At 56.9% G+C, this 22,598-nt stretch carries 18 protein-coding genes and 3 rRNA genes; 18 read left to right on the top strand and 3 right to left on the bottom strand.

From position 1 onward, the window contains the following. Positions 1 to 77: 77 nt before the first annotated feature. From LC531_RS13430 to LC531_RS13420, 3 genes are all read left to right on the top strand, one after another. Positions 78 to 1,199, top strand: coding sequence for an acyltransferase family protein (locus LC531_RS13430; protein WP_223651007.1), 1,122 nt, complete (start codon positions 78 to 80; stop codon positions 1,197 to 1,199). Between the two features lie 159 nt (positions 1,200 to 1,358). Further along, a complete protein-coding gene (gene proC, locus LC531_RS13425) occupies positions 1,359 to 2,162 on the top strand; it encodes a pyrroline-5-carboxylate reductase (RefSeq protein WP_223651006.1) in 804 nt (267 codons plus the stop codon). A 123-nt stretch (positions 2,163 to 2,285) separates the two neighbouring features. Next, positions 2,286 to 2,930 carry an NAD-dependent epimerase/dehydratase family protein gene (locus tag LC531_RS13420; RefSeq protein WP_223651005.1) on the top strand — a complete coding sequence of 215 codons (645 nt, stop codon included), beginning with the start codon at positions 2,286 to 2,288 and terminating at the stop codon, positions 2,928 to 2,930. 84 nt (positions 2,931 to 3,014) lie between these two features. On the opposite strand, the gene LC531_RS13415 is transcribed toward LC531_RS13420, so the two are convergent. Then, positions 3,015 to 3,272 (bottom strand): hypothetical protein, encoded by a 258-nt coding sequence (locus LC531_RS13415; protein ID WP_223651004.1) that lies wholly within the window; start codon positions 3,270 to 3,272, stop codon positions 3,015 to 3,017. 125 nt (positions 3,273 to 3,397) lie between these two features. Next, entirely contained in the window at positions 3,398 to 3,694 is a 297-nt protein-coding gene (locus tag LC531_RS13410) for a hypothetical protein (RefSeq protein ID WP_223651002.1), read from the bottom strand. A 297-nt stretch (positions 3,695 to 3,991) separates the two neighbouring features. Between LC531_RS13410 and LC531_RS13405 the strand changes: the two genes are divergently transcribed. The 15 genes from LC531_RS13405 (at position 3,992) to LC531_RS13335 (ending at position 21,476) form a co-directional block, all read left to right on the top strand. Then, positions 3,992 to 4,252 carry a hypothetical protein gene (locus LC531_RS13405; protein ID WP_223651000.1) on the top strand — a complete coding sequence of 87 codons (261 nt, stop codon included), beginning with the start codon at positions 3,992 to 3,994 and terminating at the stop codon, positions 4,250 to 4,252. Between the two features lie 146 nt (positions 4,253 to 4,398). Then, positions 4,399 to 5,103, top strand: coding sequence for a tRNA (adenosine(37)-N6)-threonylcarbamoyltransferase complex dimerization subunit type 1 TsaB (gene tsaB, locus LC531_RS13400; RefSeq protein WP_223650998.1), 705 nt, complete (start codon positions 4,399 to 4,401; stop codon positions 5,101 to 5,103). Positions 5,104 to 5,177: 74 nt separating this feature from the next. Further along, positions 5,178 to 5,711 (top strand): DUF2480 family protein, encoded by a 534-nt coding sequence (locus LC531_RS13395; protein WP_223650996.1) that lies wholly within the window; start codon positions 5,178 to 5,180, stop codon positions 5,709 to 5,711. A gap of 52 nt (positions 5,712 to 5,763) precedes the next feature. Continuing rightward, on the top strand, positions 5,764 to 7,158 hold the full coding sequence (locus tag LC531_RS13390) for an APC family permease (RefSeq protein WP_223650994.1): 1,395 nt from the start codon (positions 5,764 to 5,766) through the stop codon (positions 7,156 to 7,158). Between the two features lie 39 nt (positions 7,159 to 7,197). Beyond that, positions 7,198 to 8,427 (top strand): hypothetical protein, encoded by a 1,230-nt coding sequence (locus LC531_RS13385; protein ID WP_223650992.1) that lies wholly within the window; start codon positions 7,198 to 7,200, stop codon positions 8,425 to 8,427. 91 nt (positions 8,428 to 8,518) lie between these two features. Beyond that, the gene (locus LC531_RS13380; RefSeq protein WP_223650991.1) at positions 8,519 to 9,784 is read left to right on the top strand and encodes a serine hydrolase; all 1,266 of its coding nucleotides are present in this window, start codon (positions 8,519 to 8,521) and stop codon (positions 9,782 to 9,784) included. An 818-nt stretch (positions 9,785 to 10,602) separates the two neighbouring features. After that, positions 10,603 to 12,118: ribosomal RNA gene (locus LC531_RS13375) — 16S ribosomal RNA — on the top strand. Positions 12,119 to 12,458: 340 nt separating this feature from the next. Continuing rightward, positions 12,459 to 15,374 (top strand): 23S ribosomal RNA (locus tag LC531_RS13370). 84 nt (positions 15,375 to 15,458) lie between these two features. After that, positions 15,459 to 15,570: ribosomal RNA gene (rrf, locus tag LC531_RS13365) — 5S ribosomal RNA — on the top strand. Together the 16S, 23S and 5S rRNA genes form the textbook arrangement of a ribosomal RNA operon. A 178-nt stretch (positions 15,571 to 15,748) precedes the next feature. Continuing rightward, positions 15,749 to 17,803, top strand: coding sequence for a BatA domain-containing protein (locus tag LC531_RS13360; protein WP_223650989.1), 2,055 nt, complete (start codon positions 15,749 to 15,751; stop codon positions 17,801 to 17,803). A gap of 53 nt (positions 17,804 to 17,856) precedes the next feature. Next, entirely contained in the window at positions 17,857 to 18,417 is a 561-nt protein-coding gene (locus LC531_RS13355) for a DUF4199 family protein (RefSeq protein WP_223650987.1), read from the top strand. Positions 18,418 to 18,451: 34 nt separating this feature from the next. Beyond that, entirely contained in the window at positions 18,452 to 18,979 is a 528-nt protein-coding gene (locus LC531_RS13350) for a DUF4199 domain-containing protein (RefSeq protein WP_223650985.1), read from the top strand. A 16-nt stretch (positions 18,980 to 18,995) separates the two neighbouring features. Next, a complete protein-coding gene (locus LC531_RS13345; RefSeq protein WP_336245518.1) occupies positions 18,996 to 19,946 on the top strand; it encodes a glycosyltransferase family 2 protein in 951 nt (316 codons plus the stop codon). Further along, positions 19,943 to 21,073, top strand: a complete 1,131-nt coding sequence (locus LC531_RS13340; RefSeq protein ID WP_223650981.1) for a glycosyltransferase — start codon at positions 19,943 to 19,945, stop codon at positions 21,071 to 21,073. The genes LC531_RS13345 and LC531_RS13340 overlap by 4 nt, the downstream gene beginning before the upstream one ends. Positions 21,074 to 21,080: 7 nt before the next feature. Then, on the top strand, positions 21,081 to 21,476 hold the full coding sequence (locus LC531_RS13335; protein WP_223650979.1) for a DUF7079 family protein: 396 nt from the start codon (positions 21,081 to 21,083) through the stop codon (positions 21,474 to 21,476). 3 nt (positions 21,477 to 21,479) lie between these two features. On the opposite strand, the gene LC531_RS13330 is transcribed toward LC531_RS13335, so the two are convergent. Beyond that, positions 21,480 to 22,592: a glycosyltransferase family 9 protein gene (locus LC531_RS13330; protein ID WP_223650977.1), complete on the bottom strand. Its 1,113-nt coding sequence runs from the start codon at positions 22,590 to 22,592 to the stop codon at positions 21,480 to 21,482. Between the last annotated feature and the right edge of the window lie 6 nt (positions 22,593 to 22,598).

Here is a 22,598-nt window from a genome sequence, read left to right as displayed (position 1 = left end):
TCTGGGGCGCTTGCCGCACTGCGCTTGCAAGGACAGACGATTTTTGCTTAATTCCCTATTCTAAATCCCCTACCCCCATGCGCCCTACCCGCCTGGTTTCGCTCGATGTATTCCGCGGCCTCACCGTGATGCTGATGACGGTGGTGAATAACCCCGGTGACTGGGGACACATCTACCCGCCCCTGGAGCACGCCGAGTGGAACGGCTGCACGCCCACTGACCTCGTGTTTCCGTTTTTCCTGTTCATCGTGGGTGTGAGCCTAGCCTACGCCCTGGCCGGAGCCCGGCGCGACGGCCTACCCCTCAGCCCGGTGTTGGCGCGGGTGGCGCGGCGAGCGGCTATTTTGTTCGGGCTGGGCGTGCTCACTTCGCTCTACCCGCACTTCGATTTTGCCACGGTGCGCATCATGGGCGTGTTGCAGCGCATTGCGCTGGTGTACTTCGGGTGCAGCGTTATCTACCTCACTACCAGTTGGCGCACACAACTCATGCTGCTGGTAATTTTCCTGGCTAGCTACGCCGCGCTGATGCAACTGGTGCCGGTGCCCGGCGTCGGCCCCGCCAACCTGGAGCCTACCACCAATCTTGGGGCCTGGCTCGACCGCACCCTGCTCACCGAGCCGCATCTCTGGCCCACCTCCCGCACCTGGGACCCCGAGGGGCTGCTCGGCACGCTGCCCGCGCTGAGCACCGGGCTATTGGGGCTGCTGGCGGGCACCTGGCTACGCTGGCCCGGCCCCGCCCGGCTCAGCAAGCCAGTGGGCCTGGCGCTGGCTGGCGTGGCGGCCGTAGTCGCCGGCTTGATATGGAGCCACTGGTTTCCCATCAATAAAGCGCTGTGGACCAGTTCCTACGTGCTCTTCACGGGCGGGCTGGCGCTGGGGCTACTGGCGCTGCTTTACTGGGTCTGCGACGTGCGGGGCTACCGGCGGGGGGTAGGGCCGGCGTTGGCCTTTGGCGTCAATGCCATTGCGGTATTCTTCTTCTCGGCCATTCTCTCGCGCACCTTTGGGTTGATGCGGCTGCCAGGTTCCGGTGGGCAAGCGGTGGGCCTCAAAGAATGGCTCTATGAGTGGGGCATCGCGCCTTTTTTCCACGACCCGCGCAATGCGTCACTGGCCGGGGCGGTCGTATGTTTGCTCATCTGGTGGGGCATACTCAGCTTCCTGCAGCGGCGAGGCTGGATTTGGAAAGTTTAAGATTTAAACCAAGCAACAGTGTTGCAAATGCGTTTTACTCTAATTTGCAACAATAATGCAAAATGAAGTAGATATGGATAATCAGCGGCTTATTGATGGTTAGAGCCTCGATTGGGCTATGCACTACTTACGATTAGGAGCGATTTTTTTCTCCAGAGCATGAAGATTCTTATTATTGGCGGCGGCAATATGGGCCTGACCTACGCCCGCAGTTTCGTGCGTGCTCACATCACCTCGCGCCTCGATTTGCGCCTGCTGGCCCGCTCGCCCGAGCGCGTGCTCGCCCTGGCCGCCCATGAAGTCGGGACCGTGTGGGGCCGGCCCGAAGAGTGCGTGCCGGGGGCCAATATCCTCATCCTGGCCGTGAAACCGCAGGATTCGGCCGCGCTCTTTGCGCAGCTGCGCGGGCTGGTGCAGCCGCAGCAGCTGGTGCTCAGCATCATGGCCGGCGTGCGGATTGACACGTTGCGCGAGGCGCTGGGCACGCCCAAAGTCATCCGGGCTATGCCCAACCTGCCGGCCCAGATTGGCATGGGCATGACGGCCTTCACCAGCACCGATGAGGTAAGCCGCGCCGAGTTGGTGCTGGTGCAGAACCTGCTGAGCACCACCGGCAAAACCGTGTATGTGGAGCAGGAAAGCGCCATTGATGCCAGCACGGCCATCTCGGGCAGCGGCCCGGCCTACGTATACTACTGCATGGAGGCCCTGATGGCCGCCGCCGCCCAAATGGGCTTCGCCCCCGCCGAGGCTGAGCTACTGGTGAGCCAGACCTTCCGCGGGGCCGTGGAGCTGTATAGTCAGGCTGGCCTCAGCTGCCAAGACTGGATAGCCCGTGTGGCTTCTAAGGGCGGCACCACCGAGGCCGCCCTGGGCGCTTTCGGCCGCGGCTCCGTGCGCGAGGGCCTCATGGCCGGGGCTGAGGCCGCCCGCGCCCGCGCCGAGGAGCTGGGCAAAAAATAAAGGGTAGGGCCGCCGCGCCGCCGCGCACCTTTGCTTCTTTTGCGTAAGCACTTACATCACCGCGCGTTTTGGTACCGCGCGATTATTATCACCCGTCTATTTCCCCTTTCTACCTTGCTGGTAATGAAAAAAACCGCACTCCTGGCCGGTGCTACTGGCCTTATCGGCAGTGCGTTGCTGCCCCTACTGCTGGCTTCGGAGCGCTACGCCAAAGTGATTGTGGTGGGTCGCCGCCCGGTAAGCACCCAGCATCCCAAGCTCACCCAGGTAATCACCGATTTCGACCAGCTTGAAGCCGAGCGCCTGCGCCTCATTGCCGATGATGTATACTGCTGCCTAGGCACGACTATCAGCCAGGCGGGCTCACGGGAGGCTTTTTACCGCGTTGATTTTCTGTATGTGGTGCAGCTGGCGGCCCTCACGGCGGCCAATTTTGCGGCGCAGTTCCTGGTGGTGTCCGCGCTGGGGGCCGACGCACACGCGCGCTTTTACTACAATCGCGTGAAGGGTGAAATGGAGGAAGCCGTGCGCCAGACGCCGTTCCGGGCCATTCATATTTTCCGGCCTTCGCTGCTGCTCGGCGAGCGGCCTACCCCCCGCTTAAGCGAGCGCCTGAGCGCAGCTGTACTAACCTTGGCCCGGCCGCTGTTGCGTGGCGGCTTGGCCAAGTACCGCCCCGTGACCGCTACCGCCGTAGCCCAGGCCATGCTGCGCGCCGCCGAAGATGATGGCGGCGGCATCCGCGTGCACAGCTCTGAGGCCTTGTGAGTCAAGTTGTTATAGAGATAATTTACCAAAAGCCCCCGCCAGCCAAAGCTAGCGGGGGCTTTTGGTAAGCTGAAACCGGACAACCTACCACCGGCGGCCGTAGCCACGTCCATAGTAGGGCCGGGGGTAATAAAAGCGCGGGCGCGGCGCATAGTAAATCGGGCGCGGCGCGTAGTACACGGGCGGCGGCACTACCACCACCGGCGCTACCACGGGGGGGTAGTAGCTATAGGGCCGGGGCGCGTAGTATGGGCGGTTGTAGTAGCCGTAGGGGCTGCCAATGCGGGCACTAATAAAGACTTGGGCTGAAGCCGCGCTCGCACTGAGCAAGCTTAACAGCAAAGCGAATAACAAGGGGCGGAAGCGCATGGCGTATGCGTGCCGAAGCACGTCGGTTAAGTGAGAGGAAAAGCGGGCCAATGCCCGGCTAAGGAAGAAAAAGGTGGAAGGTTGAAAAAAGAACGCTACTAGCGGCCGCGCCGGCTACCGTAGTGGCCACCACCGCCACCGCCGTGCCAGCCCCGCTCGCCCCCACCAAAGCCGCCCCGGTACGAGACCCGCGGTGCCACAATAATCGGGCGCGGCGCGTAGTAGCGTGGGCCATAGTAGCGCGGCCCGTAGTAGCCGCCGTATCCGTAGCCGTAGGCCGGGTAGCCATAGCCGGTGCCAATGCTGGCGCTGGTATACACGCCCGGCGCGCAGCTGCTGAGCCCCAAGCTCAAACCTATAATCAAGAACAAGGAAAAAAACAGATTGCGACGCATGACGAAACGGGGCCGTAGCTCCCGGATTTAGTTGTTGGAAACAACGCTGGGTTGGACCGAAAATACAGCGACTGGTTTAACGGCCAGTACTTATTGCTTGTACTAATACGTAACTGGCAAAAGTACCGTTCGGCCTTACCCATAATACCAAAACCTTGCCAAAAAATAAGTCTCTTCGGGACTGAAAAAAATATTTTTAACCTATTGATTTTCAATATTATAACCTTAGGTTTAGGTGGAATTTAATGCAGTCATCAGCTGTTTAGTAGACAGCCAATTATCCGTCTTAATTCCGTCATGAAAAATCCTGTTGATTACCTGGCCAGCCACGTTTTTGAGGCCCGTCGGCCCCGCCGCGAGCTGCAGCCCGTAGTAGCCTACGCCGATGCCGTGCAAGCCGTATCTCAGGCCCTGGCCGATGCCGAAAAGTACAGGTATCTGCTCATGCGCGCCCTGCGCCACCACGCCGACGAATTCGCCGTGCCAGCGGCGACCCTGCCCGCCAGCCCCGCCCGAGTACTCCCGCTCTACCCCGAGGGCTTGCCGATGGCGGCCTGAGTAGCAGTAGGCTGCTAGCTTAAAAAAAGCGCCGTTCTGGCTTTGGCTGGGGCGGCGCTTTTGCGGGCCGGGCCGGGTGGTAAGGCGGCGGCCAGCCGGGACCAGTTTGTAAATACCGCGCTGTAGGCCGGAACTTGCCGCTACTTATGCCTACCCTCCTACTTTCGCTCGAAACCTCATCGCCGATTTGCGCCGTGGCGCTGCACCACCTCGCCGATGGCCGCCTGCTCGGCCAGGCCGAATTGCGCCTCGATAAGTCGCACTCTACTCACCTTACGGTGCTCATCGAGCAGCTGGTAGCCAATACCGGCCACGCGCTGGCCGACCTCGGAGCCGTGGCCCTAAGCGACGGCCCTGGTTCCTACACCGGCCTGCGCATCGGGGCCGCCGCCGCCAAAGGCCTGTGCTTTGCCCTCGATATTCCGCTGCTGGCCGTGGGCACGCTGCCCGCGCTGGCCCATCAGGCGGCCGCGCATACGCCGCGCCCCAATACCTATTTATACTGCCCCATGTTGGATGCCCGGCGGCAGGAAGTGTACACGGCCCTCTACGCCGCCGATGGCTGCGAGCTGCTACCCCCCACCAATCTCGTGCTCGATGCCGGTAGCTTGGCCGAACATTTAGCCCACCACGCGGTGTTATTCTGTGGGTCGGGCGCGGCCAAGTTTGAGGCTTTGGTGCAGAATAATCCCAACGCTGTTTTCCTGGCCAATGTGCAGCCCTCCGCCGTGAGCCTCGGTGAGCTGGCCTGGGCCGCCTACCAGCGCCAGGAATTCTGCGATGTGGCTTATTATGAGCCTTTTTACTTAAAAGAAGTTTACACGACTACCCCCAGGTCAGTTATCAACTAATAGTTATTAACGAGCAGAGTATACCTGCTAATTGATGACCGCTAATTAATGACTGATAATTGATGACTGAAACTATGGAACCACTCTTCGTCAACCGCGTCGCCGCCTCGGGCCTCGTCACCCTTAACCTGGAGGATTTCATCCATCCCGGCAACCGGGTGGTGTACGATATTAAGGATAACCTCTTCCACGGCCTGATGCTGCGCGAAAAGGACTTCCGCGAGTTTGTGAAAACCCACGACTGGACGCAGTACGACGGCCAGAACGTGGCCATTATCTGCTCCGCAGATGCCATTGTGCCCACCTGGGCCTACATGCTGCTGGCTGGTAAGCTGCAAGGCCACGCCCATCGCTACGTATTTGGCAACCTGGAAGCGTTGGAGCAGTCGCTGTTTGAGGAAGCTATTGCCGCTATTAATCCCGTTGATTATCAAGGTATTAAGCTGGTAATCAAGGGCTGCGGCGACAAGCCGGTGCCCACTTTTGCCTACGTCGCCATCATGCAGCGGCTGCTGCCCGTGGCCGCCAGCATCATGTACGGCGAACCGTGCAGCACCGTGCCGCTTTATAAAAAGCCCAAGGCCGCCACCGCCGTAGCCGAGGGGTAGGGGCGGGGAATGGCCGGGCTAAGCGCATCTTTGCGGGTGCAAGCCGCCGCCCATGCCCGATTCGTCCAGTCCTTATAAAATTAATTTCCGCACCGGGGCCGCCATTGTCATCGCCAATATGGTGGGCACGGGGGTTTTTACTAGCCTGGGCTTCCAGGTGCTGGGCATCCAGAGCGGTTTTGCGTTGCTGATGTTGTGGGGGGTAGGCGGCCTCATTGCATTGTGCGGGGCCGTGAGCTACGGCGAGTTGGCGGCCGCCATGCCCCGCTCGGGCGGCGAGTATCATTATTTGAGTCAGATTTACCATCCGGCGCTGGGGTTTTTATCGGGTTGGGTGTCGGCCACCGTAGGCTTTGCCGCGCCTACTGCCCTGGCGGCGCTGGCTCTGGCGCGCTACTCGCAGAGCGTGTGGCCAGCGCTGGCCGCGCCGCTGGCACCGGGGGGCTCGTTCACTGGCGGCACCTTACTGGCCGTGGCCGTAGTGCTGGCCCTGGCGCTGGTGCATGGCCGCAGCACCCGCGCCGGCAGCCGCTTACAGGTGATTATCACGGCGTTGAAAGTGCTGATTCTGGTCGCTTTTATCGGGGTCGGCCTGGTGCTGGGCAACGCGCAGCCGCTGGCCTTCGCGCCCGACCCGGCGGGCTGGCGGGCGCTGCTGAGCCCGACCTTCGCAGTGTCGTTGGTGTACGTTAGCTATGCCTACTCGGGCTGGAACGCCGCCGTGTACCTCACCGGCGAAATCGAGCGCCCTCAGCGCAACCTGTCGCGCATTCTGCTTACCGGTACGGCCGTCGTACTCCTATTATATGTAGGGCTGAACTACGTATTTCTGCGCGCTACCCCCCTGGCGGTGCTTAAGGGTCAGCTGGAGGTAGGCTACCTGGCGGCCAGCTGGCTGTTCGGCCCCGCGCTGGGGCGGCTCATGGGGGGCGTCATCGCGGCGCTACTGGTTTCCACCATCAGTGCCATGATTTTTGCCGGTCCTCGCATTGTGCAAACGATGGGGGAGGACCTGCCCGCCCTACGCTGGCTGGCGAACCGCAGTGCGGCGGGCATTCCGGTGCGAGCACTGCTGTTGCAAGTAGCTATTACCCTAGTTTTTATCCTGAAGCCCGATTTTAACGCCGTGCTCGTCTACGCGGGCTTTGTCTTAAATCTGTTCACGTTTCTCACCGTGTTAGGCTTGTTCGTGCTACGCTGGCGTCAGCCCGAGCTGCCGCGTCCCTACCGTGCTTGGGGCTACCCCTTCACGCCGCTGCTGTTCCTGGCCCTCAGTGCCTGGACGCTCATCTTTATTATAAAGGATAAGCCCTACGAGTCGGCCTATGGTCTGGCCACGGTAGCGAGCGGCCTACTAGTGTATTTCGCCGCTACTAAGCTGGGCCCTACCCCCCGGCCCGCGGCCGAAGCGCCCGTGCCCACAGTGGGCGAAAGCTCTGCCGCTTGAAGAATTTTTTGTAAAAACCTCCGCTTACCTCGTTGCTCCATGCGCCTTTCTCTACTGCCGCTGCTGCCCGCTTTCGTCGCGTTGCTGGCCGGCTGTTCCAATGCCACCACCGACAAGCAAACGGCCACTACCACCAAAGCTCCGGCCGATACGGCCGCCCGCGTGGCGGCTACCCCGCCGCCCACGCGCCCGGCCGCGACTACCCCACCGCCCGCCCCCGACACGGCCAACGTGCAGAATGTGGCCGCCTACCTCGCCGGCCTACTCCCGCGGGCCGGCTCGCCCCTAGCCGCGCTGGCGGCCCAGCCCGCGTGGCAAGCCTTTGCCAAAGACCAGAATAAAAGCTGGGCGAAATACCGCACTACCCACACCGACCGCATGAGCCACTGGGCCTCCACTGAGCTGGACTCGGTGCGCCAGAATAGCCCTACCCTATTTTATCCCTTCAGCGGCCCCGATTTTCTAAACGTCTTCACGCTGTTTCCCGACAGCAAAACCTATGTGCTAGTTGGCCTGGAGCCGGTGGGCAGCGTGCCCGGCCGCGCCACCCTCGATAACCCCGCTCTCTTCCCCGCCGTGAAAACCTCGTTGTGGTCGGTATTGAATTTCAGCTTCTTCCGCACCAACGACATGGCCGTGGACCTCAAATCGGTGAACCTCGACGGGGCCGTGCCCCTGCTAATGCTCTTCGCGGCTCGCACCGGCAACCACCTGCTGGCCGTGTGCTCCGTGCAGCTCGATGCCCAGGGCCAGCTGCACGAAGTCAGCGACACTACCCGCGCGCCCGGTGCCAAGGTTATTCCGGGAGCCGAGCTGCGGCTGCAAGCCGCCGACGGCAGCCAGAAAACTATCTATTACTTTTCCGCCGACCTCAGCGATTGGAAATTGGGTGCCAAAGATGCGCCCCTGCGCTACGTGCGCAGCCTCGGTCCGCTGACTACCTACGTGAAGTCGGCCACCTACCTCATGCACAAGTCGTATTTCTCGAAAATCCGCAACCTTATTCTGGCCCAAAGCCAGTATATTTTGCAAGATGACTCGGGCATCGGCATGAAATATTTTCCTAAAAGCGACTGGCAGTTTACCTACTACGGCACCTACCGGCGGCCTATCAACCTCTTTGCCAAGCAGTACCAGCCTGAGCTGACCACCGCCTACCACGACAGTCTACACCACGCCCGCCCGCTGCCCTTCGGCACCGGCTACAACTGGCGTCAAACCGACAGCAACCTGCTATTAGCTCGCCGCCGCGTGCCGCTGGCCAACTAAGGTGGGGTAGGGGCCTGCCGCCGCTCCTTCGCTTCAGTATAGTAAAGGCCGTGATGAGGTATCACGGCCTTTTTCTTTATAATCCTATCCGATGTTTATCCGCTCGCTGCTGCCCAGCCTATTATTACTGCTTTTCCTAATGCGTCCGGCCCAGGCGCAGCAAGCTCCCCCCGATTCGCCGCTACTCGATAGCCTGCTTCGCAGTAGTCCCGCGTTGGCTCCGGTGCTGGCCCGGCCCGCCACGTACCAGCTCCAGATTATCTACACCCAGATAAATCGCGACGCGCAAAACGTGCCGCACTTCACCCGCCACACCTACCATCTCAATCCGCAGCAGTATTTCAATCCCGCTAGTCTGGTTAAGCTGCCCGTGGCGCTACTATCCCTCGAAAAGCTGCACGCCCTACCCCTCTCAATTACCCGGAATACCATCATGGCCACCGGGGTTGCCGGGCGCTGCCAGACTCCCGTGCCCTTCGCCGCCCCCGCCGATTCTGACCAGCAGGCCACCGTTGGTAACTACATCAAACGGATGCTGCTCGTCAGCGATAACCTGGCCTACAATCGGCTCTACGAGTTTCTTGGTCAAAAACCACTTAATGACCGCCTGCAGCAGTTAGGCTACGCGGGTAGCCGCATTGTGCGCCGTTTCGCCCCCTGCGACACGGCCGCCAACCGCTCTACCAATCCAATCGCTTTTCTTACCATCATCGGCGATACCCTCTATAAGCAGCCTGCCCAAACTAACCCGCGCACGCCCGCGCCGCCGCTTGGGCCCGTCTTCGCCGGCCGCGCCTACAAAGTGGGTAGCCGCATCATCCATAAGCCCTACGATTTCACCACGGCCAATAATCTGCCGCTACTCGATATCACCGCCTTGCTCCAAAGCGCGCTATTCCCTGAGTCCCTACCCCCCGCTCAGCGCCCCAGCCTCACCGCGCCCGATTATGCTTTCCTACGGCAATACTTGCATCTAACCCCCCACGCCAGCCACTTCAGCGCCTATACCAGCGCCAAGTACTTCGACGCTTACAAGAAGTATCTCTACTACGGCCGCAGCCCAGCTGCCATGCCGCAGCCCGGCCTGCGCATTTTTAACATCGTGGGTATGTCGCACGGCTACCTGGCTGATGTCGCTTACTTCGCCGACTCGCTGCACCAGTCCGAATTTATGCTCAGCGCTATCCTTTACGTTAATCAAGATGGTATTATCAATGATGCCGCCTATGATTACGACACCGTTGGCGAGCCTTTCCTGGCGCAGCTAGGTCAGCTTTTTTACCAATACGAAGCCCGGCGCGCCCGTCAGTTCCGCCCGGCGCTAACGCTTTTTTTCGAGTCCGACCCTGGCCACTAGTTTTTTTTAGCAATCAGCCATTCGCTAACCGTCTGATTGCTAAAGCACGGACGCCAAAATTTAGTTAATGCCAAGAAAAGAATGGACTAAGTGTTACCAACAAGCGCCTTCTCCGAGTACTTTTGCACTCCCAAATCGAACGGACAAGGGTAACCAAAGAGGACTCGGAAAAATAATTCTCCAAGTTGTTTTGCAAATTCAAAACCTGCGGCCTTACCTTTGCACCCGTTTAAATAACGGCTCATCGGGAACGCTGTTGAGGAGGTCAAAAAAACTTATTTTTTTGCTCCAAACTTGCGAATCCAGAAAAAAGCGCTACATTTGCACTCCCAAACAGAATAAGGGATAGTAGAACACAAAAACAAAAACTTAACTGTCAAGCTTTTGCAGATAAAAGTCGGTTTAATCGAAGTCGACTAAATTTAAGAAGTTAACTTAAAATCTTCAAAAATTCTCTCAGAAGATTTTGAAAACTGAAATAAACTTCTTACCTTTGCACCCCGCTTCGACCGGAAGCGAAACGTAAAAAAAAGATGAAAAATAAACTTCATCCGAAACTTGCGAAATAAAAATTTTATTCTACCTTTGCACTCCCAATTAAAATAGGGTCTTGCAAACGGTAAGAAAGGGAAGCTAATGCTACCCACCATGTTGCTTCAACTGGAAGCAACAAACGTTCTTTGAATGACTGGAAAAGACAAATGGTAAGTATGCTTACGTAAGTAAGCAAAAGCGTAACATTAAAATTGAACTCGTCAATACGAGTCGAACTAGCACTCGACATCGTTCCTACTTAGGTAGTGAATTTGGAATATTTTACAATGGAGAGTTTGATCCTGGCTCAGGATGAACGCTAGCGGCAGGCCTAATACATGCAAGTCGAACGGATAGTAGCAATACTATTAGTGGCGCACGGGTGCGTAACACGTAACTAACCTACCTACACCTGGGGGATAGCCCGCCGAAAGGCGGATTAATACCGCATAAGGCTTGGAACCGGCATCGGTTTTTAGTTAAAGATTTATTGGGTATAGATGGGGTTGCGGGTCATTAGCTAGTTGGTTGGGTAACGGCTGACCAAGGCGACGATGACTAGGGGAGCTGAGAGGCTGGTCCCCCACACGGGCACTGAGATACGGGCCCGACTCCTACGGGAGGCAGCAGTAGGGAATATTGGGCAATGGGCGAGAGCCTGACCCAGCCATGCCGCGTGCAGGAAGAAGGCTTTCTGAGTCGTAAACTGCTTTTGATAGGGAAGAATAAGCTTCACGTGTGGAGTGATGACGGTACCTACAGAATAAGCACCGGCTAACTCCGTGCCAGCAGCCGCGGTAATACGGAGGGTGCGAGCGTTGTCCGGATTTATTGGGTTTAAAGGGTGCGTAGGCGGCTTTGTAAGTCCGGGGTGAAAGCCCGCTGCTCAACAGCGGAACTGCCCTGGATACTGCGGAGCTTGAGTACAGACGAGGTTGGCGGAATGGACCGAGTAGCGGTGAAATGCATAGATACGGTCCAGAACCCCGATTGCGAAGGCAGCTGACTAGGCTGATACTGACGCTGAGGCACGACAGCGTGGGGAGCGAACAGGATTAGATACCCTGGTAGTCCACGCCGTAAACGATGGATACTCGCTGCGGGCTAAAGATTGTCCGTGGCTTAGGGAAACCGATAAGTATCCCACCTGGGGAGTACGCCGGCAACGGTGAAACTCAAAGGAATTGACGGGGGCCCGCACAAGTGGTGGAGCATGTGGTTTAATTCGATGATACGCGAGGAACCTTACCTAGGCTAGAATGCGCGTGACCGGCTCAGAGATGGGTCTTTCCTTCGGGACACAAAGCAAGGTGCTGCATGGCCGTCGTCAGCTCGTGCCGTGAGGTGTTGGGTTAAGTCCCGCAACGAGCGCAACCCCTATAGTTAGTTGCCAGCACGTAATGGTGGGGACTCTAGCTAGACTGCCTGCGCAAGCAGTGAGGAAGGCGGGGACGACGTCAGGTCATCATGGCCCTTACGCCTAGGGCGACACACGTGCTACAATGGACGGTACAGCGGGTAGCTACTGGGCGACCAGATGCCAATCTCGAAAAGCCGTTCTCAGTTCGGATCGGAGTCTGCAACTCGACTCCGTGAAGCTGGAATCACTAGTAATCGCGCATCAGCCATGGCGCGGTGAATACGTTCCCGGGCCTTGTACACACCGCCCGTCAAGCCATGGAAGTTTGGTAGACCTGAAGCTGGTGCTCCGCAACGAAGCCAGTTAGGGTAGAACAGGTAACTAGGGCTAAGTCGTAACAAGGTAGCCGTACCGGAAGGTGCGGCTGGATCACCTCCTTTCTGGAGCAGTTCGACTCGTGAGTTCAATTTGTTATGTGGTATCGTACCACGCGTCTTTTCCATCATTCAAATAATAAAGATTGGTATATTGGGCTTGTGGTTAGAGCGTTAAGCTGATAATGTAGATGTCTCTAGTTCGAGCCTAGGCAGACCCACTATGCCATCTATACCAAATAGACTACTGGTTTAGCGTGAAGTAGTTCAGCTATTCCGCATTTACTACTAATTGAGTAGTAAACGTTCTTTGACGTAAGGGAAAACAAGAGAGAGAAGTAAAAAGCGGGCTTATATCCACAAGATATAAGCAATTCATTCTACCCCGTGTAGGATGAATCGCAAGCGAGAAGTAAGTAAGAGCACACGGGGGATGCCTAGGGTCTCAGAGGCGAAGAAGGACGCGATAAGCTGCGATAAGCCGGGGGGAGGGGCACATACCCGTTATATCCCCGGATGTCCGAATGGGGCAACCCCACTGGTTGAAGACCAGTGACCACTCCTTTAATAGGACTGGGGCAAACGCAGGGAACTGAAACATCTCAGTACCTGCAGGAAAAGAAAATAACAATGATTCCCCAAGTAGTGGCGAGCGAACGGGGAGGAGCCCAAACCACGGCGGTTACGGCCGCTGTGGGGTTGTAGGACTGCGATATCTGATTAAATCGAGGTAGCTGAAGTGTGTGGGAAAACACGCCAGAGACGGTGAGAGCCCGGTAAGCGACATTTCTGATTTACGGTAGCAGTATCCTGAGTAGGGCGGGGCCGGAGAAACCCCGTCTGAATCGAGCGGCACCATCCGCTAAGGCTACATACTCCTGAGACACCGATAGTGAACCAGTACCGTGAGGGAAAGGTGAAAAGAACCGCGGATAGCGGAGTGAAAAGAACCTGAAACCGTGTGCTTACAAGCAGTTAGAGGACTATAAATGGTCTGATAGCGTGCCTTTTGCATAATGAGCCTACGAGTTACTCCTCACTGGCAAGGTTAAGCGTTTTAAGACGCGTAGCCGCAGCGAAAGCGAGTCTGAATAGGGCGCGTAGTCAGTGGGGGTAGACGCGAAACCTAGTGAGCTACCCTTGAGCAGGATGAAGGAGCGGTAACACGCTGTGGAGGTCCGAACCAGTTTCCGTTGAAAAGGATTTGGATGACTTGAGGGTAGGGGTGAAAGGCCAATCAAACTAGGAAATAGCTCGTACTCCCCGAAATGTATTGAGGTACAGCGTCGTGGTTAGGTTTGTTGGAGGTAGAGCTACCAATAGGACTAGGGGGTGTCAGAGCCTACCGAATCCTGATGAACTCCGAATGCCAGCAAATTCATACACGGCAGTGAGGCCTGGGGTGCTAAGGTCCCCGGCCGAGAGGGAAAGAACCCAGACCCGCCGCTAAGGTCCCTAAGTTCTAGCTAAGTTGAACAAAGGAGGTCCAGTTGCTTTGACAGCCAGGAGGTTGGCTTGGAAGCAGCCATTCCTTTAAAGAGTGCGTAACAGCTCACTGGTCGAGCGACCGGGCATCGATAATACGCGGGCATCAAGCTAGGCACCGAAGCGCGGGATTTGACATGTATTTGTCAAGTGGTAGGGGAGCATTCTGGTTGCGGAGAAGCCGTCCTGTCAGGGCACGGTGGAGCGTCCAGAAAAGCACATGTAGGCATGAGTAACGATAAAATAGGTGCGAAACCTATTCGCCGATAGACTAAGGTTTCCAATTCAACGCTAATCGGAATTGGGTTAGGCGGGACCTAAGGGATAGCCGAGAGGTGTACCCGATGGCAAGCCAGTTGATATTCTGGCCCCCGGATGTAGAAGTGATGCAGGGACGCAGGAATGAAAGTACCGCGAGCGGACGGAAGTGCTCGTTAAAGCCCGTACCTATTGGATGAGTAGTTAAGTACGCTCAACTAGGGGAAAGGTGATAGTACTGCACGGCTTTCGGGCCACGCAGATAGTGTACCTAAGGACTGCCAAGAAAAGCTGCTAAACGTTGTATCTATATTCGGCCCGTACCGCAAACCGACACAGGTAGTCAAGGAGAGAATCCTGAGGCGCTCGAGTGAATCACGGCCAAGGAACTCGGCAAAATGGTCCTGTAACTTCGGGAGAAGGGACGCTTCCTCTAGCGATAGAGAAGCCGCAGTGAAAAGACCCAAGCGACTGTTTAACAAAAACACATGGCTTTGCTAACGCGTAAGCGGACGTATAAGGCCTGACACCTGCCCGGTGCTGGAAGGTTAAGAGGGGAGCTTAGTCGCAAGGCGAAGGCTTGAATCGAAGCCCCAGTAAACGGCGGCCGTAACTATAACGGTCCTAAGGTAGCGAAATTCCTTGTCGGGTAAGTTCCGACCTGCACGAATGGTGTAACGATTTGGGTGCTGTCTCAGCCGTGAGCTCGGTGAAATTGTAGTCTCGGTGAAGATGCCGAGTACCCGCCACGGGACGGAAAGACCCCGTGCACCTTTACTATAGGTTGCCATTGGTGTTGGGTTCAGTATGTGTAGCATAGGCGGGAGGCGTCGAAGCGGGTCCGCTAGGATTTGTGGAGCCAACGTTGAAATACCGCCCTTACTGTGCCTGATGCCTAACTCTGAGTTTTTAGAGAACAGTGGCTGCTGGGTAGTTTGACTGGGGTGGTCGCCTCCAAAAGAGTATCGGAGGCTTTCAAAGGTCCACTCAATCCGCTTGGTAACCGGATGTAGAGCGCAATAGTAGAAGTGGGCTTGACTGTGAGACTGACTAGTCGAGCAGGGTCGAAAGACGGATATAGTGATCCGGTGGTTCCGCATGGAAGGGCCATCGCTCAAAGGATAAAAGGTACGCCGGGGATAACAGGCTGATCTCCCCCAAGAGCTCATATCGACGGGGAGGTTTGGCACCTCGATGTCGGCTCGTCACGTCCTGGGGCTGGAGAAGGTCCCAAGGGTTCGGCTGTTCGCCGATTAAAGTGGCACGCGAGCTGGGTTCAGAACGTCGTGAGACAGTTCGGTCCCTATCTGTGGTGGGCGTTGGATGATTGAGAGGACCTGACTTTAGTACGAGAGGACCGAGTTGGACCAGCCGCTGGTGCGCCGGTTGTCCCGCCAGGGGCAGCGCCGGGTAGCTACGCTGGGAGCAGATAAGCGCTGAAAGCATCTAAGTGCGAAACTCACCTCAAGATGAGTCATCCCAATGAAAGGTTCGTGGTAGACGACCACGTGAATAGGCCGCAGGTGTAAAGTCAGAAATGACATAGCTGAGCGGTACTAAGGAACCGAGGGCTTCCGCTGGCCCAGAAGCTTTTACTTCTTTCTCTTTTCCCTTATGTCAACAGTTTTGTCAAGTATCACTGAACACGATACTTAACGCCAGCAATGGTGGCTTTAGCCCGGGTGTTCACCTCTTCCCATTCCGAACAGAGTCGTTAAGCCCCGGTGCGCCTATGGTACTGCCTTCACCGGTGGGAGAGTCGGTCGCCGCCAATTTATCACGAGAGTCCTTCTGGGTCGTGCGCTTTTACCAGCGCCACTCAGAAGGACTTTCTGCGTTTAACATTTATAAATTTATCGTTGTAATTTTTTAATCTTCAGCAATAGCTTACTTGAATAAGTGAACTATTTTTGCAGTTATTGACTAGTATTAACGCGCGAGCTTTGTCGAATAATGCAATTATTATATCCGGGATTTTTGTGGGGATTATTTGGGATTAGTATTCCGGTCTTTATTCATTTGCTGCAATTGCGTCGGCCACAAAGGGTGCTTTTTAGTAATACTGGTTTTATACAAGAAATAGAGTTGACGACTACGCGTCGGCGGCGGATAGAAGAGCTAGTAATTTTGCTGACCCGAGTGGTAGCCATAGCTTTCTTAGTGTTACTTTTTTGCCAACCATTTATTCTCAGTAAAGCTTCCAATAAGCCTACTAGTAATGAGGTAAACATGCTACTTGATAATTCGGGAAGTATGCAGGCGCTTGGTCAGTCTGATACACCGCTTAATCAAGAAGCAGTAGTAAGTGCACAAGCACTTGGTAAGAGCTATGTAAGCACAGCGCGTTTCACGCTGTTAGGCCAAAGACCAGCAAATATGCAGCAAGCTGCCTTTTTGCTAACGGCTGTCTCCAGGCAAGTAGGTGTCACGGCGCAGGGCTGGGGTAGAGCAGAAGTTCGAACGGTTTTGCAAGAGGAAGCGCAAGGGCCGCTGTACATTTTCAGCGATTTTCAAAAGAGCGAAATGCGGCCTCAGCTTATCCAACATATAAAAACTGCTGGGGAAGTTGTGTTGGTGCCACTTATGGCCAAGCCAACGGCTAATATTTTTGTGGACAGCGTGTGGCTGAATGATGCCTTTGTGCGGGCACGTGCCAATGTAACGCTACACATTAGGTTTCGAAATGGGGGTAGTATTCCACTTGTTAATTGCCCGGTGAAAGTGATATTAGGTAAACAACAGGTGGCGGCCTTTCAGATTTCGGTAGTTGCGGGGCAGAATACGGAGACTACCGTGCAAGTGCAATTAGTTGACGATAAACTGGCTTTAGGAAAGGTAGTGACTCAAGATACACCGATTACATTTGATAATACCTATTATTTTACTCTGCAGCCCGCTTCGGCAATTCGGATACTAGAGATTGGGCCGGAGCCTATGACGAAGGCTGCTTATGCCAACGAACCGCTGTTTACCTATAGCTATGCTAAGCCGCAGGCTGTTGATTATGGCGTTTTGCGGCGAGCAAACTTGGTAATATTGCGGGAAGCACCGCAGGTAAACGCGGGATTGCGAGCGGCCTTAGTAGAGGTAACGCGGCGGGGGGGGAGCGTAGTGATAGTACCTCCTGGTAGCATAGCGGCACATGCTGCTTATAATGAATTATTTCAAGCGTTGGGAATAGCGGGTGAACAATGGCAACATGACCCTAATGCATTGCCAGTACGCCAGGAAGTACTGATGCCAAACGCGCGTAACCCTTTTTTTAAGGATGTATTCGGGGTGCAGCCGCAACAGGTGGCTATGCCCCAAGTGGCCCCGATAGTACGCTTACAGCGGGCAGGCACGAACATTCTACAACTGCGGGATGGCGATGGTTTCTTAACTGAGTTTCCAAGTAGGACAGGGCACGTTTACATTTTTGCAGCACCTTTTAGTACAGACTATTCCGACTTCGCGACGCACGCGCTATTCGTGCCGGTGCTGTATCGACTGGCGATAGTAAGCTACCGAACTGACCAGTTACCGGCTTATCGACTGACCGACCCAGCACTGACGTTACCGGTACCAAATGAAGATGAGCGAACTACGAATGAGCAGGCGAGCTACCGGCTAGTGCACGACAGTGCCACTTATATCCCCATTCAGCGCGTACAAGCGGAACAACTGCACTTGGATGTGCCAACCGGATTACGAACACCGGGTTTTTACGAATTACGCCGGCAGGGTAAGGTAGTCACTACCCTGGCATTTAATTCGGCGAAGGGCGAGTCAGAGTTGGGGGTTTATTCGGTGGCTGAGCTAAGGCAGCTCATCGGGCCCAACCACCCAAACGTGCGGGTGCTGGAAAATAGTGAGCAGCCCGCGACGATAGCGCGCTACCGGGCAGAACAAACTGGCCAGCCGTTGTGGCGCTATTGCTTGTTAGCAGTGCTGGCCTGCCTGTTGGCCGAAGGAATATTGCTGCGGGTGGGGCAGCAACGAACCGCGGCGCGCTTAGCCGTGAACTAAACCAGAAAAGTGGTAAGTGAGCTTAGCGTACCTTACATGCTGAATAGAAGTTTATGCAAGCCGCGAATCCAAATACCAAACCAGAAATATCCCGCGCTACGGCCGGCGAGCTAATTGTACGGCTCGGGCTACGCTTCGGAGTGGGGGTAGGGGTAGCGGGCGCGGCATGGTTACTTTTCTTGCAACTGACTGAAAATAATGCTTTTGGTCCCAAGCAGCTGATGGGGCAGCTGCTGGTGCCAATCGCGGTGGCAGGAAGCCAGTGGACGCTGCGGCGGCTTCTGGCACCCGTGCCGCCGGGCGTGGGGCGAGCTATGGCGGTGGGCTGGCTCACGGCTACGCTGGCCGCGGCCCTCGCAGGTGCCAGTGTATGGGGGCTGGCGCACGGGGTAGGCGAAGCGGCTCTGATTAAAAACCGGGCGGAGATGGTAGAAATAGTGCGGGTGCAACAACAAATTCGTCCCAAAGAGAAACGTAATGCTCAGTTTGAGGCCCAGGAGCTGCAGCAAATGGCTCAATTGACTATCCGCGACTTAGCAGTAGGGACTTTTACCCGTGTATTATTGCTGGGGTTAGTGCTAGCCATACCAAGTGGCCTATTTTTGCGCAAGTAGCAGAACGGTCTGCTAGCTTAATCTGCTCTTACTCATGGAAACCACTGGCGACTCCCAAGTTACTCCGACCTCAGTAGGATTGCGCTATGGGCTACTGACGGGATTAATTTGCATCATCATCTCTTTCGGATTGAATGCAATGCATATGGAAGCATCTCCACTCCGCTACCTAACTTATGCGGTGATAATAGGAGGAATTGTTTTGGCGCAACGCGAATTTAAACTGTGTAGCGCCGGCTTTATGGGCTATGGTCAGGGATTGGGTATTGGCACCCTATTATCAGGGGTAGTTGGGTTGCTGAGCGCTGTATTCGCTTACGTGTACATCAATTTTGTGGACCCCGACATTATTACTCGTGGTTTGGAAAAAGCACGTGCGGATATGGAAGCTCGTGGTACAATGTCAGACGCGCAAATTGAGCAAGGATTAGCTTGGGGAGCTAAGTTTAGTAATGGTCCGTTTCTATTTGTGCTTATTATCATTCTTACGTTACTCTTTGGATTGGTTGTCAGCTTGATAACCGCAGCCATTCTTAAAAACGCGAAGCCTGAATTTGAATAAGTCGGCTGCTTTTTCGGTGGAGCTTTCCATCGTGATTCCCTTGCTGAATGAGGAAGAATCGCTACCCGAACTCACGCGCTGGATAGCGCGGGTGCTCACGGCGCGCGGGCTATCCTACGAAGTGATTTTGATTGACGACGGCTCGACCGACGATTCGTGGGCGGTAATTGAGGCGCTAGCGGGCCAAGACATGGCCCTGCGCGGCATCCGCTTCAACCGCAACTATGGTAAGTCGGCGGCGCTCAACGTGGGTTTTGAGGCCGCGCGGGGCCGGGTCGTGTTCACGATGGATGCCGACCTGCAAGACTCGCCTGAGGAACTGCCAGAATTGTACCGCATGATAACCCAGGACGGCTACGACCTGGTAAGCGGCTGGAAGCAAAAGCGCTACGACCCGATTTCCAAAACCCTGCCGACCAAGCTTTTTAACGGTGCGACGCGGGCCATCTCGGGCATTAAGCTGCACGATTTCAACTGCGGCCTCAAGGCCTACGACCAGCGCGTGGTGAAGGCCATTGAGGTCTACGGCGAGATGCACCGTTACATCCCGGTTATCGCCAAGTGGAACGGCTTCAAGAAGATAGGTGAAAAGGTAGTCCAGCACCAGGAACGCAAGTACGGCGTCACTAAGTTTGGGCTGGAGCGCTTTATCTACGGCTTTCTGGATTTGGCCAGCATCACGTTCGTGGGCAAGTTTCGGCGGCGGCCCATGCACTTTTTTGGCACGCTGGGCACGCTCTCGTTCTTCTTCGGTACGCTATTGACTCTATGGCTGGTAGGCGAAAAAGCGTGGCTGGCCTGGCACAACCTCCGCGCCCGTGACGTGACGGACCAGCCGCTGTTTTTCCTGGCCCTGGTGGCGGTAATTGTGGGGATGCAGCTATTCCTAGCAGGTTTTCTGGGTGAATTAATTCAGCTCAACGGACCCAAGCGCAACGACTACCTGGTGCGCGAAACGCTGCGATGAACGTCGTCATCATCGGGCCGGCCTACCCCCTGCGCGGCGGCCTGGCCACCTACAACGAGCGGCTGGCGCGGGCCTTCCAACAAGCCGGCGATGAGGTGCGCATTATCACGTTTTCGCTGCAATATCCTGGGTTTTTGTTTCCGGGGCAAACGCAGTTTAGCACCGAAGCCGCGCCGGCCGATTTGGACATTGAGGTGAGCATCAATTCGGTGAACCCGCTCTCGTGGGTGGGGGTAGGGCGGCGGCTGCGGCGGGCGCGGCCCGACCTCGTGGTGTTTCGGTTCTGGCTGCCGTTTATGGGGCCGGCGCTGGGCACGGTGGCGCGGCTGGCGCGCGGCAACGGCCACACCCGCGTGGTGGCCATCACCGACAACGTGATTCCGCACGAGCGCCGGCCCGGCGACGGCCCGCTGACGCGCTACTTCCTGCGCGCCTGCGACGGCTTCGTGACCATGAGCCGCGCCGTGCTGGCCGATTTGCAAAGGCTGGGCTTCGGCGACAAGCCGGCGCTTTACCGGCCGCACCCGCTTTACGATAATTTTGGCCCGGCCAAGCCGAAAGCGGCGGCGCTGGCCGCGCTGGGCCTACCCCCCCACTTTCGCTACGTGCTGTTTTTTGGGTTTATTCGGGCGTACAAGGGGCTGGATATGTTGCTCGAAGCCTTCGCCGATGCCCGCGTGGCGGCCCTACCCGTCAAACTGCTCATCGCGGGCGAGTTTTATGAAGATGCCGCGCCCTACGAGGCCATTATTCAGAAACTCAACCTGGAAAACAAACTGGTGCGAGCCACCGATTTTATTCCCAATGAGCGGGTGGTTGATTATTTCTGCGCCGCCGATTTAATTATTCAACCCTACAAAAACGCCACCCAGAGCGGCGTGTCGCAGGTGGCCTACCACTTCGGGCGGCCCATGCTGGTGACCGACGTGGGCGGCCTGGCCGAGCTGATTCCGGCCGGCGTGGTGGGCTACGTGGTGCCGCCTACCCCCCTCGCCATCGCCGATGCGCTGGTAGATTTTTACGCCAATGGCCGCGAGGAAACCTTCGCGGCCGGCGTGCGGGCGGAGGCCAAAAAGTTCTCGTGGGACGTGATGGTGGCGGCGTTGAAAGAAGTGGCCGGGCTATGAGCCAGCTATGAGCCAGCGCCCGCCCGTGCCCGAACCCGCCCGGCGCTGGCCCGTGTGGCAGGCCCTGGCCGACATGTACCTCGACACCGAGTTGCAGCCCGACGAGCTGCGGCACATCGCCGAAGTCTGCGTGGCCAGCGGCTTCAGCTGGGCTGAAATCAGGCAGCTGAATTATGACGAAGTAGCCCCGGCGCTGTGGTTTAATCTGCACGACGTGGCGGGCGTGTGGGGCTGTTGGGACAAAGAGTGGCTGCGGGCGCGGCTCACGGCCTGCTACACCGGCACCCGCCACCGCATGCTGGGCTTTGAAAGCCTGTGGCGGCGGCGGGTGGATTTTTATACCGGGGATTACCTGGTCAAAATCGAAGCGTATTTCCGGGAGCTGAGCCAGCCAGCAAGCTGACGCCTACGCGGGTAGCGGCACGCTTTCGACCACCGCCGCGAAGACTTTTTCGGCCGGTAATTCCTCCATGCAGCTGGTGCCGAGGCGGCAGGTGCCGCGGTAGAAGCACACGCACTGGCGGTTGGGGGCCACAATCTGGCCCCGGCCGTAGAGGTCAAATTCGTGCGGGTTGAAGATGTTGTTCATCAAAATAGTGGGCTTGCGCAGGGCGATGCTGATGTGCATGCCCATCGTGACCTGCGTGACGATGCCCGCCAGCTGGTTCATCAGGTTGATGAACTGGGGGAGGGGGAAGGTGCCGGGATAGGCCGCGCCGGTGGCGGCTTGCAGCGCCAGGTTGCGCGGGTGCTCGGCCTCGCCGCCCAGCAGCACGGGCGCGTAGCCGGCGGCTTGCAGCTCGGTGATGAGCGCAATCCACTTTTCGGTGCTCCAGAGGCGGGTGGTCCAGCGGTCGCCGCAGCCGGTGTTGAGGCCGATGCGGGGGCCGGCGCTGGCGGGGGGTAGGGCGCTCCAGTCGTAGCCTTTGTCGTCGTGATTATCAAAGACGTATTCTTCGCCCCGGAAGTCGAAACCGCACAGCTCGAAAATTTCCTGCACGTAGGGCTTGGTATTACTGATGCTCAGCTGGTCGAACACGCCAGTGAGAAACTTGTGGTCGGCTAGGTCGTTGATGGGCCAGGGCACGCCGTCGTAGGGCCGCAGGGTGTAGCCGAATTTGCTGGGGGCCTCCACGTTGTGAAGCAGCGCGGCGGCTTCTTTTTCCTTATCGAGGTTAATGGCGATATCGAAGCGCCGGGCCTGCAAGTGCAGCGCGCTGGCGTAGTCGAACTTCAAAATCTCCTCAATCTCGCCCTGCGGCAAAATAGCCGGCGTGAGCGTGAGCCAGGTAATGTAGCAGCCCGGATGCTCCTGCCGCAGCCGCCGCAGCAGGGGGGTAGTACGAATGACGTCGCCAATGGCCCCGAGCTTGATGAGTAAAATACGCTTCGTAACCGGCTCATACACCGGGCAATCGCCGCACAGGTACCCGTGCTCTTTATTGGGGCGGCAGGGCAGGTCGCCGCGAAAAAATCGGCAGTCGGGACGAACGGGGATAGCGTGAAGAAACTCGGACACTGGAAT

The sequence above is a fragment of the Hymenobacter psoromatis genome, assembly GCF_020012125.1.
Classification (GTDB): domain Bacteria; phylum Bacteroidota; class Bacteroidia; order Cytophagales; family Hymenobacteraceae; genus Hymenobacter; species Hymenobacter psoromatis.
The sequence above is the reverse complement of the archived record's forward strand: the minus strand, read 5'-3'. Positions and strand labels throughout refer to the sequence as shown.